The sequence below is a fragment of the Ruegeria sp. HKCCA0235A genome, assembly GCF_013033235.1.
Lineage (GTDB): Bacteria > Pseudomonadota > Alphaproteobacteria > Rhodobacterales > Rhodobacteraceae > Ruegeria.
In genome coordinates, this window is sequence record NZ_WQDQ01000002.1 from 351,857 (window position 1) to 363,682 (window position 11,826).

General features: G+C 57.0%; 14 protein-coding genes. 10 read left to right on the forward strand and 4 right to left on the reverse strand.

What is annotated here, in order from left to right:
- Positions 1-31 precede the first annotated feature (31 nt).
- From GOW56_RS05650 to GOW56_RS05675, 6 genes are all read left to right on the forward strand, one after another.
- The gene (locus GOW56_RS05650; protein ID WP_152459295.1) at positions 32-307 is read left to right on the forward strand and encodes a rod-binding protein; all 276 of its coding nucleotides are present in this window, start codon (positions 32-34) and stop codon (positions 305-307) included.
- Positions 297-656, forward strand: a complete 360-nt coding sequence (locus tag GOW56_RS05655) for a flagellar biosynthesis protein FlgN (protein WP_152459294.1) — start codon at positions 297-299, stop codon at positions 654-656. Before GOW56_RS05650 ends, GOW56_RS05655 begins: the two co-directional genes overlap by 11 nt.
- A 209-nt stretch (positions 657-865) precedes the next feature.
- Positions 866-2,077: a flagellin gene (locus GOW56_RS05660; RefSeq protein ID WP_171119936.1), complete on the forward strand. Its 1,212-nt coding sequence runs from the start codon at positions 866-868 to the stop codon at positions 2,075-2,077.
- A gap of 77 nt (positions 2,078-2,154) precedes the next feature.
- On the forward strand, positions 2,155-2,529 hold the full coding sequence (gene flaF, locus GOW56_RS05665) for a flagellar biosynthesis regulator FlaF (protein ID WP_170345565.1): 375 nt from the start codon (positions 2,155-2,157) through the stop codon (positions 2,527-2,529).
- Entirely contained in the window at positions 2,529-2,930 is a 402-nt protein-coding gene (gene flbT / locus GOW56_RS05670) for a flagellar biosynthesis repressor FlbT (RefSeq protein WP_152459291.1), read from the forward strand. The genes flaF and flbT overlap by 1 nt, the downstream gene beginning before the upstream one ends.
- Positions 2,927-3,721, forward strand: a complete 795-nt coding sequence (locus GOW56_RS05675; RefSeq protein WP_171205258.1) for a DUF1217 domain-containing protein — start codon at positions 2,927-2,929, stop codon at positions 3,719-3,721. The genes flbT and GOW56_RS05675 overlap by 4 nt, the downstream gene beginning before the upstream one ends.
- Before the next feature lie 100 nt (positions 3,722-3,821).
- Here the strand turns inward: GOW56_RS05675 and GOW56_RS05680 are convergent, their stop codons facing one another.
- The 3 genes from GOW56_RS05680 to GOW56_RS05690 form a co-directional block, all read right to left on the reverse strand.
- Positions 3,822-5,396, reverse strand: coding sequence for a DUF427 domain-containing protein (locus GOW56_RS05680; RefSeq protein WP_171205259.1), 1,575 nt, complete (start codon positions 5,394-5,396; stop codon positions 3,822-3,824).
- Between the two features lie 106 nt (positions 5,397-5,502).
- Positions 5,503-6,204 carry a helix-turn-helix domain-containing protein gene (locus tag GOW56_RS05685; protein ID WP_152459288.1) on the reverse strand — a complete coding sequence of 234 codons (702 nt, stop codon included), beginning with the start codon at positions 6,202-6,204 and terminating at the stop codon, positions 5,503-5,505.
- Complete coding sequence (locus tag GOW56_RS05690; RefSeq protein WP_171205260.1) at positions 6,176-6,463, reverse strand: hypothetical protein; 288 nt, start codon at positions 6,461-6,463, stop codon at positions 6,176-6,178. Before GOW56_RS05690 ends, GOW56_RS05685 begins: the two co-directional genes overlap by 29 nt.
- A 176-nt stretch (positions 6,464-6,639) precedes the next feature.
- Here GOW56_RS05690 and GOW56_RS05695 point away from each other — a divergent pair, with 176 nt between their 5' ends.
- The 4 genes from GOW56_RS05695 (at position 6,640) to GOW56_RS05710 (ending at position 10,557) form a co-directional block, all read left to right on the forward strand.
- A complete protein-coding gene (locus tag GOW56_RS05695; protein WP_152459286.1) occupies positions 6,640-7,098 on the forward strand; it encodes a hypothetical protein in 459 nt (152 codons plus the stop codon).
- Positions 7,099-7,208: 110 nt separating this feature from the next.
- On the forward strand, positions 7,209-7,826 hold the full coding sequence (locus GOW56_RS05700; RefSeq protein ID WP_171205261.1) for a ribonuclease HII: 618 nt from the start codon (positions 7,209-7,211) through the stop codon (positions 7,824-7,826).
- Positions 7,827-7,933: 107 nt separating this feature from the next.
- Complete coding sequence (locus GOW56_RS05705) at positions 7,934-9,034, forward strand: site-specific DNA-methyltransferase (RefSeq protein ID WP_152459284.1); 1,101 nt, start codon at positions 7,934-7,936, stop codon at positions 9,032-9,034.
- Between the two features lie 140 nt (positions 9,035-9,174).
- On the forward strand, positions 9,175-10,557 hold the full coding sequence (locus GOW56_RS05710) for an adenylate/guanylate cyclase domain-containing protein (RefSeq protein ID WP_171205262.1): 1,383 nt from the start codon (positions 9,175-9,177) through the stop codon (positions 10,555-10,557).
- 79 nt (positions 10,558-10,636) lie between these two features.
- On the opposite strand, the gene GOW56_RS05715 is transcribed toward GOW56_RS05710, so the two are convergent.
- On the reverse strand, positions 10,637-11,773 hold the full coding sequence (locus GOW56_RS05715; protein WP_171205263.1) for an alkane 1-monooxygenase: 1,137 nt from the start codon (positions 11,771-11,773) through the stop codon (positions 10,637-10,639).
- Between the last annotated feature and the right edge of the window lie 53 nt (positions 11,774-11,826).

The window sequence follows — 11,826 nt, forward strand, 5'->3', positions numbered from 1 at the left end:
GAGAAAGTTCGATGCAAATTCGGAGAATGCCATGAAGGTTTCCACCCTTCCTCACGTATCTCAATCACAGTCACCCCAGACCCGGCTGGAAAACGCCGCCATAGAGCTGGAGGCCGCGTTTCTGGCGGAAATGCTGAAATCTGCCGGGGTGGGAAAGACCCGTCAGTCCTTTGGCGGTGGCGCCGGTGAGGATCAGTTTTCTTCGATGCTTGTTCAACATCAGGCGCAGCAACTGGCCCGGTCCGGCGGCGTGGGCCTTTCCGAAATTCTGTTCAAGTCACTGATGGAGAAAACCGATGACGTCTAAGGCCGATAAAGCGTTGATCAAGTCTTTGGAAGAAGTCCTGGATTTGGAACGTGCCGCACTTGTACAGGGAGATCTGGACCGTTTGTCCAGCATGGTGCCTGAAAAAGAAAAGCTGATCGGGGCAATCAATGATCTTCAGGTGCTGGAAAGTGAGGCACTGATTCGCGTTCAACAGAAAGCCGAGCGCAATCAGGCGCTGCTGAACAGCGCGGCTGAAGGCATCCGGGCGGTCGCCAGCCGAATGGCTGAATTGCGGCGCGTTCGGCAGGAATTCAGCACCTATGGTGCAGACGGACAGCGAAGTGAATTCGCGGTGCGCAGCACGGCAAAGCTGGAAAAGCGGGCATAGGCAGAAGTTTGATTCAAATCCGAAATTTCTGGGCCGGGCGCTTTAGCACTCCGTTAGGGGATCGAGTTCAAAAGTGGTGTTGCACCTGAGATCAACAGGTGGCGCGAACGGCCACGCGGCGCGTCGCACAGGTCAGAAAGACACCAATGCCCGCAAATAGTGCGGGGTGAACATGGGCAAAATGGCCCGAACGGAAAAGGATGAAAGCTATGTCCAGCATTCTGACAAACAATGGCGCGATGGTTGCGCTGCAGACTCTCAAGTCGGTCAACAAAAACCTGGCGATGACCCAGAACGCAATCTCGACCGGCAAGGATGTCGCGACGGCCAAGGACAACTCGGCAGTATGGGCGATTTCCAAAGTGATGGAGTCGGACGTCAAAGGTTTCAACGCCATCAAGGACAGTCTTGCGCTTGGCGAATCGACCGTCGCCGTTGCGCGGAATGCCGCGGAAACCGTCACTGATCTGCTGACCCAGATGAAAGGCAAGATCGTCGCGGCGCAGGAAGACAACGTTGATCGCGGCAAAATCAATGATGATGTGACTGCACTGAAAGATCAGATCGCGTCCGTTGTCAGTGCGGCGCAGTTCAATGGTCTGAACCTGGTTGACGGCTCTGCCGGTTCCGCTTCGATCCTTGCATCGCTGGATCGTGACAACACAGGTGCTGTGACCTCGTCGTCCATCACCGTTGCAGGGCAGAACCTGTCGACCGGTGGTTATGTCACCAAGCAGGTTTTTGACGGTTCGACCGGCGCATCGACAGGCAACGATCGCGTCGGCGCAACCATCGATAACGGCGCAACCGCCGCAACCGCGCTGGTCACCGACGAATCCAGCGGTGTTTTTGCCGCCGGGGACAAGGTCGTCGTAGCGATCAACGATCAGGTCGTATCCTATACCGTTTCCGCCGAAGACGCTGCCGCGACAACAACCGGTGATCTGGTTGCTGTTGGGTTGAAATCGAAGATTGAAGAGCTTGGGATTACCGGTCTGACCGTCGATTATGACTCGGGTACAGCCGGAACTTTGTCTGTTACCAACGGTACGGGCTCGGACATTTCGTTTTCGGCTCAATTCGTGAACGCCGGTGCAGGTGGTCTGGGCGCGCTGGCCGGCATTGATGTTTCGACCGGTGCGGGTGCGACCGCTGCCCTGGCCGCCGTTGAGTCGCTGATCGATACTTCGATCGACGCGTCGGCTGCTTTCGGTTCCTCTCAAAGCCGGATCGAAACTCAGAAAGAGTTCATCTCGAACCTGTCCGACTCGTTCAAGTCAGGTATCGGTTCGCTGGTCGACGCGGACATGGAAGAGACTTCGGCGCGGTTGCAGGCGCTTCAGGTTCAGCAACAGTTGGCGACGCAGTCGCTTTCGATCGCCAATCAGGCACCGCAGTCGATTCTGTCGCTGTTCCGCTAATTCGCGAAATCGGTTGGGGCGCGGTCTTCGCGCCCCATCAATGACTGCCTGATGACGGCCCTTTGGAAGGATTTCAAGTGACACCGCAAACCCTAGCCCATCAAACCTATGCGCAAACCGCCGCGCCGACTCGGACGCCTCGAGACACGGAATACGAAGCGATTTCAAGGATCACACGGCGTCTGAAGGCAGCAACGGCACAAAAGGCAACGGATTTTTCGGGCTTTGTACAGGCCGTGCACGAAAACCGGCGGCTATGGGGGGTGCTCGCCACCGGCGTTGCCGATTCCGAGAATGCCCTGCCCAACGACCTGAGAGCCAGGATCTTCTACCTTGCCGAATTCACCGAACAACACAGCAGCCGCGTTCTGGGAGACGGCGCAACCGTTGAACCGTTGGTGGAAATCAACACGGCCGTATTGCGCGGATTGCGCCAGATGAGGGCAACTTGATGAGTGGTCTGGTCCTGAAGCTTGCCCCGAAAGAAAGGGTTCTGATCAACGGGGTCGTGATTGAGAACGGCGATCGCCGCGGCCGGTTTTCGATCATGACGCCACAGGCAAATGTACTTCGACTGCGGGATGCGATTCATCCGGATGAGGTGAATACGCCGGTGCGCCGCGTCTGTTATGCCGCGCAGCTTGTATTGTCGGGGGACATCGAACCTGGCCAAGCACGTCAGCAATTGTTGCGCCGCGTGGAAGAGCTGAGCCAGGTTTTTACGGATGCAGATAGCCGCCGGGTCTTGGCCGAAGCCACGGATGCCCTGGTTGCAGAGCATTATTACAAGTGCCTCAAATCGCTTCGCTCGCTTCTGCCGCGCGAAGAGCGGCTGATGGCTTACCAGCAATGACATTCCAACCGGTTATCCCAAGCGGCGGAATCGTGGGCTGGCGGTTTCTGCAACGTACCTATGAAAGTCAGCTCCAGAGTTTTTCGTCGTCAGCTGCGAATGAAAGAGAGACAAAGTATTTTCTGGACAACATCGGAAAAATCCAATCCGCTGAAGAGCTGGTTTCGGATCGCAGGTTGTTGCAGGTCGCTTTGGGTGCGTTCGGCTTGGAAGGAGATTTGGACAACCGGTTTTTCATACGCAAAATCCTCGAGGATGGGGCACAGGCGGATGACGCGTTGTCCAATCGATTGGCCGACAAGCGATACCGGGAATTTTCTGACGCCTTTGGGTTTGGTCCCGGTGCTGTCCGAAAAACCGCGCTGACGTCCGACATGGAGCAAATCGCCCAGGCCAATTTGACGGCCCGGTTTGAAATTGCCGTTGGCGAGTCGGATGAAACGATGCGTATTTCGCTCCATGCACAACGAGAGCTTTCAGATCTTGCCAACAGAACCTCAAGCGCAGACACAAAGTGGTTCGATCTGATGGGGTTGCCGCCCTTGCGCAGCATGATGGAAACGGCACTTGGACTGCCGTCATCCTTTGCGCAGCTGGACATTGACAAACAACTGGTCGAGTTCAAGGCCAGGTTGCTCAAACTGACCGGCTCGGAGGATCTGGCACAGTTTTCGAACCCAAAGTCCATCGAGAAACTGACCGACACCTATTTGGCCAGAAGTCAGATTTCGCAACTTCAGAACACGATCTCGCCGGCGCAGACCGCATTGATCTTGTTGGGGGCCGCTTGAGCAGAACGCCTCCGGATCGAAGTGATCGGTGGAGCATGATCGCAAGGGCGTCACGCTGATCAAGGCAATGCGGTTTTCTTCAGAACTGCAACGAAAGGCCTCAACCGTTCAGAATCTCATCGGCTGCGGTTCGCAAAGCATATGATCTGACGGGTCGGGACACGTTGTGCAGATTGACGTCTCCCAGCGGTACAGCATTGGAACAGGCCGGTTCGATGTCTTCTGAAACGACAATGCGGTGCCCTTGCGACTTGCCGAACTCGCCCAAACGTGCGGCGATGTTTGCGGCCTGACCGATAACTGTGAAATCAAGCCGTTCGCGAGATCCCACATTGCCGTAGGTGACACGCCCATACGCGACGCCGATCGAACAGTCGCAATGCCTGTCCGTACCTTCTTTGCGCAGCTCTCCCAAAGTTTCGACGATTTTGATCGCCGAGCGCTGGGCATTGGTGCGGGCCGTACTGGCATCCTCGTCCGTTGCAGGGAAGACGGCCAGCACAGCGTCGCCAATGAACTTCAGGACTTCTCCGTTGTTGTCATGAACAATGCCCGAGACCGTTTCAAAGAACTCGTTCAGGAGATTGATATACTCGCCCCGGCCCAGCTTCTCTTCAAGGCTCGTTGAATTGCGGAGGTCGCAGAACATGATGGCGGCGTCGATCTCATCCCCGTCACCCCGCCTGATTTCGCCGCCCAATACGCGCGCGCCGGTGCGTTTGCCGACATAGGTTTCCAACAGGACCTGCGCGTTTTCGCGCTGCATGAACACTTCGTAGAAACGGGCGATTACCGAAGAACATTCAAAGACAAGGCCCAGATTTTCGGTGGTAAACCCGTCCGGGTGATCGCAGGTCAGCGTCAGAACATTGGTGCGCCCGTCGGAAAACGGCAAGGGCATGGCCACGTAATCTGTTGCGCCCTTGGCCCGCAGATCCTCCATGATCGGGAAGCTGTTTTGCGGGTTTTCATCATTCAACCTTTGCCGCACGCCACCCAGGCCGTTCGAGACATGCCGCAAGGGGCTGTTGATGAAAGCTGGGTGATCATAGATTTCGTATGTCGGAGCCCTAGTCAGAATCTCTTCTTCATCTTTTTCCCAGATATAGTGCTTGCCCGCGATCAGGGGATGAAGAGACCAGGCCAGAATGCTCAGCCTTTGTATTGCGATGCCGTGCTCCAACATCTTTTCGGCCAGCGCTTTGGTAAAGCTTTCGGGTGTTGCCGCGGTCGAAGCACCACGCATCAACCAATCAATCAGGGGCCCGCTGATGTTGCCGTCTTCAGGTTCACGAAGGCGGTTGTCGCCCAGATCGATTTTCGTATAGGCACCGGGCACAAAGCCGATACAGCCTTGAATGGCCGCGCTTTCGGGCAGGGCTTCTTCATAGGCCCAGACAGAATTGGCCAGGTTTTCGGACCCCAGATTGATGTCATGATACGTGGCAGTGCCTTTGAACGGGCAGAATGTTTGCAGGTCTGTTTCTTCGCTCAGATCAACACAGACATCCGCGCGGGGAACATAGATCGTGGGCGGCAGGCGCGTTTCATACATGACCTTGGCATCTGTGCTTTCAGCCAAAAGCACATCATTGCGGTAAATGGCAATTCTGCCATTCAGCGATTCAACCGAGATTCCATACCCATTGATTTTTGGTGCGGCGTGGACGTTCATATGCGACCTCCCTTGCCTGGGTTTTTTCTAGAATGGGGCTTTGCATCCCACATTCCAAGAGGCGCAGAACGGAAAAGTGTCAACGCATACGGTCATGCAGCAAGGCTCAGACCATTTGTATCACGTCTTTTTCGATGGACAGCATATACCCTTTTTTGGCGATGTTCTTGACCAGAAGTTCACTGACCATCTGGTTGCCAAGCGCATCCCGCAACCGTTTTATCCGTGTCGCGCCTGCGGCTTCGTCGCAATCGGCCTCATTGCGGCCGGAAATCATCGCCTCGATCTGAGCGCCGGACAAAACCTCATCATCCAGCCGGGATTCAGCCAGAACCGAGAGGGTTTCCATCGCGGCGGGCGTGAGTTTGAAATCCATGTTGTTGAGGTAGACGGTGTTTTCCTCGCGGCTGATCAGCAACGAGGTCACCTGAATGCCGGTGCGTTCGATCTGCGCCATGCGTCGGTTCAGCAGTACCAGCATAACCAGAAAGACCAACGCCGAGGCCATCATGGCGCAGGCAAAAACCAGCAGCACATAGATCACCATCCGATAACTGGACAGGGTGTCGGCGAAGGCGGTGCCGGACTGGGCCAGAATTTCAAGCAACCGGATTTCGGTTTGCGAGGTCAGATCGGTCTCGATGAACAATCGCTCGACCCGCGCGTTGAATGCGTTGGCGTCCGGCAGGGTCCAGAACAGGAAAACGGCGGCGGTGATCAGAATGGCGACAATGGCTGCGACGCCCAGCACGACCAGACGGACCCCCGACCGGCGTGCGTCAGAAACGGAGATAGAATTTTCCGGCATTGCCTTTCCTCTGATCCAACCCTTCCGGCCCGAAAACGGACTGCACTTCAAGCAAGGTCCAGCCTGACGCGCTCAGGCGCTGGGCGATTTCTGCCTGGGCCAGGCCCTTGTCGCAGTTCGAGACCTGAATGACCCCATAGTGCAGACGCAACGGGTTGTCTTTCTTGGCCTTGTAATCCGCATAGCAATCCGCCGCAGACGCAGCAGAGCCAAGCGATATCAGGACCGCAAAGGTCAGAGAAGAGAGGATCTGTTTCATAGGCCGCATCCTGCGCATGAGTTGCCGCGATATTCAATAACCCAAGGGGTTTGCGGGTTCTGATATCCGATAACACCGGGCCGTTATTGCTTGTCTGGACCGGTCGCCCCCAGTGTCAGGGCAATCAGGACGCGCTCCGTCACACGGTCGCCCAAACACTATGAAGGACACGCATCATGCACAGGAAATTCATCGCTTTCATCGTTGCGACCGCGGTTGCAATAACCGGGGTTTCTGCGTCTCAGGCACGGGCTGCGGACGCAAAGGACATTCTTGGCGGGCTGGCGGCCATCGCGCTCATCGGGGCCGGGGTTCACTATTACAACAAGGAAAAGAAAAAGGATCGGGCGACTCGCCATCAGACCTATACCCCGGCACCTTACACGCCGCAGCCGGTGCGCCCTCTGCCGCCGCGCGTGGCGCGTTATGATCTGCCCCAGCGCTGCCTGCGCACATTCAACGGGTATTCACAGGATCATCCGCTGCTTGGGCCGAAATGCCTCAAGAAGCACTACAAACATGCCAATAGCCTGCCGCAAGAGTGCAAAGTCGGTTTCTGGAATGGCCAAAAGGTCAAGCGGGCATACGAACCCGCGTGCCTGCGCCAGAAAGGATACCGTGTCGTTTACCAGTAACACCGGTTGAGCAGGAGCGGCGCCAAAGACGCGCCGCGTGAGAGAGGGCGGTGTGGGCTGCCCTCTCTTTTTTTCTTGCGGTGCTGTGTGAAACACGGTTTTCCAAAAGGATGACAAAACCAGATTTCGAACTTGAACAGGCGCTGCTGGACCGGGGCCATTGCCGTATCGCGGGTGTGGATGAGGTCGGGCGCGGCCCTTTGGCCGGCCCGGTCGTCGCGGCAGCGGTGATCCTGAACCCACAGGCCATCCCCAAAGGGTTGAATGATTCCAAGAAGCTGACGGCCAGACGTCGGGCCGCGCTGGATGCCGAGATCCGGCACAGCGCCGAGTTTGCCGTGGCCGAAGCCTCGGTCGCCGAGATTGACGAGATCAACATCCTCAGGGCATCGCATCTGGCGATGTTGCGCGCAGTCGAGGCACTGACACCGGCCCCCGATTTCCTGCTGATCGACGGGAACATGATTCCACGCGGCCTGAAAACCCCGTCGCAGGCCGTCGTGAAGGGGGACGCCCGATCGGTGTCGATTGCAGCCGCGTCGATCCTTGCGAAAAACTGGCGCGATCAGGTGATGGTGGATTTGGCGCAACAGCATCCGGGATATGGATGGGAAACCAACGCCGGTTATCCGTCAAAACAACACAAGGAAGCACTGCAAAATCTTGGCGTGACCCCACACCATAGACGTTCGTTCAAGCCGGTGCACAATATCTTGTATCAAGAGTAAATCGTAAGTCGCTGATTCAAAAAAGAAATTGACGCCGATTCGTCTTTGACTCATCCTTGTCTCAACCAAATGAGCGCAAAAGCGCCGTGGACACTTGAGGCAGTGATATGACGACAACCACCAAAAAGGGCGCAATAGCGCCCCCTTTAAACACGATTCTATCCGGGGACTGCATCGAAGTGATGAACAGTCTTCCCGAGGCATCCGTTGACCTGATTTTTGCGGATCCGCCCTATAATTTGCAGTTGAAAGGTCAGCTGCATCGCCCGGACAATTCTCAGGTGGATGCGGTGGATGATCACTGGGATCAGTTTTCCAGCTTTGGTGCCTATGACCAATTCACCCGCGCGTGGTTGAAGGCGGCACGCCGTCTGCTCAAGCCAAATGGTGCGATCTGGGTGATCGGCTCTTACCACAACATTTTCCGCGTTGGTTCGGCGTTGCAGGACGAGGGCTATTGGATTTTGAACGATGTGGTCTGGCGCAAGTCAAACCCGATGCCCAACTTCCGCGGCAAACGTTTTACCAACGCGCATGAGACGATGATCTGGGCTTCCAAGCGCGAAGGTGCCAAGTACACCTTCAACTATGAGGCGCTGAAGGCCCTGAACGAAGGCGTGCAGATGCGCAGCGACTGGGTGCTGCCGATCTGCACCGGGCATGAACGTCTGAAGGATGAAAACGGTGACAAGGCACACCCGACGCAAAAGCCGGAATCACTGCTGCACCGTGTTCTGATCGGCTCGACCAACCCCGGGGACGTGGTGCTGGATCCGTTCTTCGGCACCGGAACGACCGGAGCCGTCGCCAAGATGCTGGGCCGCGAGTTCATTGGTATCGAACGCGAGGAAAGCTACCGCAAGGTGGCCGAGAAGCGCATTGCCAAGGTCCGCAAGTTCGACCGTGAGGCTCTGGAAGTCAGCGCCAGCAAGCGCGCCGAACCCCGCGTTCCCTTCGGCCAGCTGGTCGAGCGTGGGATGCTGCGCCCGGGCGAAGAACTCTATTCAATGAACAGGCGTCACAAGGCCAAGGTCCGGGCCGATGGCACATTGGTCGGTGACAACGTCAAAGGCTCGATCCATCAGGTGGGCGCCCATCTGGAAAATGCGCCGTCCTGCAATGGCTGGACCTATTGGTGCTTCAAGCGTGACGGCAAAACGGTTCCGATCGACGTTCTGCGCCAGCAGATCCGGGCCGAGATGAACTGATACAAAGAACACCGCCGGTGCCTGTGGCCTGACACAAGGCACTACGCCTTGCCCCGCCGATCCTACGGCGGGGTCTTTTGTTTTCGGATCAACAGTGATTGCATGTTGTTGACCCTGACACTGCAAGAAAGATCACGGCCATGACCGAGACAACCGCGCAGCCCCGCCGCAGTCTGTTTTTCACGGAACTTGACACGTTCGATCTGGACAACAAATACACCGAGGCCGCGTTGGAGCGGCACAAGCGTGAAGGGTTGGAACTGGCCGTTCGCGCGCGCTGGGTGGCGATGGCACTGACCGGGGTTCTTCTGGTTTTCCTGAACCCGCAATGGGAGGTGCTTTGGTATCACTTCATTCTGCTGCTGATCTGCGCCAACGGTTGGCTGATCCGCCGTTCCGGTCGGGTGGGGCAATCGCGGGTCGAGCTTCTTTTGATCTTCGTGGATTTGTTGATCATGACCCTTGGAATGATTGTGCCCAACCCGTTCAGCGACGATGTCCGCCCTCTGGCCATGCAATACCGGTTTGACAACTTTCAGTACTTTTTCGTCATCCTGGCGGCTGGAACCCTAGCCTATTCCTGGCGCACGGTCATTGCCATCGGTTCGTGGACGGCATTGATGTGGACGATCGGTTGGATCGTTGCCTCGTGGGTGGCAACGCCGATTCCGGGGATCAGCGAAAAGGTTGCAGAGGCTTTGCAGGGCTATCCGGATGTTGCCGAGCTGTTGGATCCAAACAGTTTCATGATCCCTCAACGTATCCAGCAAGTGATCGTATTCATAATGGTCGCGGTAACGCTGGGCATTTCGATGCGGCGTCTCAATCAATTGTTGATGAACAACGCGGGATTGGAACGGGAACGGGCCAACCTGTCGCGGTATTTCTCGCCCAATGTGGTGGATGAGCTGAGCCAGAACGATGAGCCGCTGAAACAGGTCCGCAAAGAAGATGTGGCCGTTCTGTTCATCGATATCGTCGGGTTCACCAAATACGCCGCCGGGCGGGATCCATATGAAGTGATCGAGGTTCTGCGCGGGTTTCATGCCCGTATGGAAACCGAGGTATTCCGGCACCACGGGACCTTGGACAAGTATCTGGGCGACGGTTTGATGGCGACCTTCGGCACTCCGGTGCCAACGCCCCTGGACGCGAGCAATGCCCTAGACTGCGCGCGTGCGATGGTGGGTGTGATCGACCGTTGGAATCTGGAACGCCGCCGGGCGGGTGAGCCTGAAATCCATGTCGGCGTTGGGGTGCATCACGGCTCGGTCGTACTTGGGGATATCGGTGCCAACCGGTTGGAATTCGCGGTGATTGGCGATGCGGTCAATGTGGCGGCCAAGCTTGAGGCACTGACGCGTGAGTTCAAGGCGCGTATCGTTGTCAGCGATGCCGTACGCCTGCGGGTTGAGGAAGAAAACCCGCAGGCGCCGGAGGTCATGGCCGGTTTTGTTGCCTGCCGCGACCAACCCGTGCGAGGGGTCGAGGCGCCGATGGATGTCTGGGTGATGAAAAGCTGAGGGCCTCCCGCCCGTCAGAACAGCATCGCAGATGCCGTGCTGACAGTTGGGCCAAGCAGCGCGCCTGTGCGCGCTGCGGTCACGATTTTGGCATGGGGTTCAAGGATTTGTTGTAGGGGTGCCAGTCGGTGATCTCGGGATAATAGTGGCGTCGCCACGCGCGAACGCGCGGGTTCATGACCCGCCGCCAAAGCGGCGGTATCATCGCGGCCACAGTCATGACGGGATAGCCATAGGGCAATTGCGGTGCCGTGTCCGACGCGTGGTGTTGCAGCAGCGGAAACCGGCGATTGGGTTTGTAATGGTGGTCCGAATGGCGTTGAAGATTGATCAGCAACCAGTTCGAAGCTTTCTGCGAGGCATTCCAGGAATGGCGTGGCAGGACATGCTCGTACCGTCCTTCGCCCAGGTGTTTTCGGGTCAGGCCGTAATGCTCGACATAATTGACCAGCTCGAGCTGCCAGATCGCGACACCAGCCTGAAGCAGAAACAGCGCCACGCCGGACCATCCTCCGATCAGGCCGGCCAGTGCCAGCATCCCACCTTGCAGCGCCCAGTACCGCCAGAACGGGTTTGAACGATCTGTCCACGGTCTGTCGATACGGGCCAGCTTGTTGCGCTCGGCCTTGAGGGCCGAAACCCAGCATTGCCACAGAACGCGGGGATAGTAGCGATGGAAACCTTCGTTGTAGCGCGCCGTTACCGGATCGCGCGGGGTGCCAACATGGCGGTGATGGACCAACAGGTGCTCGGACCGAAAATGAGAATACAGCACCATGGCAAGAAGGATGTCCCCAAGCCAGCGTTCCAAGCGGCTTTTCTGGTGCATCAACTCGTGGCTGTAATTGATCCCAATCGTGCCCGAAATGACGCCCATGCCAAAGAAGAGGCCGATTTTCTCAAGCGTTGACAGATGGGTGTTGTGGGTTGCGTACCAGATCAGACCAAAAAGGGTGACGAACTGGATCGGGGCCCAGAGTTTTGTCAGCAATATGTACCATTGCAGCGCCGTGTCCGGCGTCTCGGGGTCGGCGTTTTGAGTGTTGAGCCCGGTGATCCGGTCCAGCACTGCAAAAGCCCACCAGGTTGCGGCAGGAACCAGCAGCAGTGACCATCCACCGGTAGCAGCTGAAAACCAGACCAGCGGAATCAGCAGCAGCGACACCCAGAAAGGGGATGCAGATTGCCAGCGGGACAGTGTGCCTGTTGCGATCATCTTTTCTGCTCCGACTTTACGGAGATATCCTAGCCATGGCCCGAAGACTTGCA

What these genes read in the sequence shown, in the direction of transcription:
- flbT (WP_152459291.1), top strand. Translation starts at nt 2,529, where the DNA reads ATGAGTGGTCTGGTCCTGAAGCTTGCCCCGAAAGAAAGGGTTCTGATC.
- GOW56_RS05685 (WP_152459288.1), bottom strand. Translation starts at nt 6,204, where the DNA reads ATGCCGGAAAATTCTATCTCCGTTTCTGACGCACGCCGGTCGGGGGTC.
- GOW56_RS05715 (WP_171205263.1), bottom strand. Translation starts at nt 11,773, where the DNA reads ATGATCGCAACAGGCACACTGTCCCGCTGGCAATCTGCATCCCCTTTC.
- GOW56_RS05680 (WP_171205259.1), bottom strand. Translation starts at nt 5,396, where the DNA reads ATGAACGTCCACGCCGCACCAAAAATCAATGGGTATGGAATCTCGGTT.
- GOW56_RS05655 (WP_152459294.1), top strand. Translation starts at nt 297, where the DNA reads ATGACGTCTAAGGCCGATAAAGCGTTGATCAAGTCTTTGGAAGAAGTC.
- GOW56_RS05675 (WP_171205258.1), top strand. Translation starts at nt 2,927, where the DNA reads ATGACATTCCAACCGGTTATCCCAAGCGGCGGAATCGTGGGCTGGCGG.
- GOW56_RS05700 (WP_171205261.1), top strand. Translation starts at nt 7,209, where the DNA reads ATGACAAAACCAGATTTCGAACTTGAACAGGCGCTGCTGGACCGGGGC.
- GOW56_RS05690 (WP_171205260.1), bottom strand. Translation starts at nt 6,463, where the DNA reads ATGAAACAGATCCTCTCTTCTCTGACCTTTGCGGTCCTGATATCGCTT.
- GOW56_RS05650 (WP_152459295.1), top strand. Translation starts at nt 32, where the DNA reads ATGAAGGTTTCCACCCTTCCTCACGTATCTCAATCACAGTCACCCCAG.
- GOW56_RS05705 (WP_152459284.1), top strand. Translation starts at nt 7,934, where the DNA reads ATGACGACAACCACCAAAAAGGGCGCAATAGCGCCCCCTTTAAACACG.
- GOW56_RS05660 (WP_171119936.1), top strand. Translation starts at nt 866, where the DNA reads ATGTCCAGCATTCTGACAAACAATGGCGCGATGGTTGCGCTGCAGACT.
- GOW56_RS05710 (WP_171205262.1), top strand. Translation starts at nt 9,175, where the DNA reads ATGACCGAGACAACCGCGCAGCCCCGCCGCAGTCTGTTTTTCACGGAA.
- GOW56_RS05695 (WP_152459286.1), top strand. Translation starts at nt 6,640, where the DNA reads ATGCACAGGAAATTCATCGCTTTCATCGTTGCGACCGCGGTTGCAATA.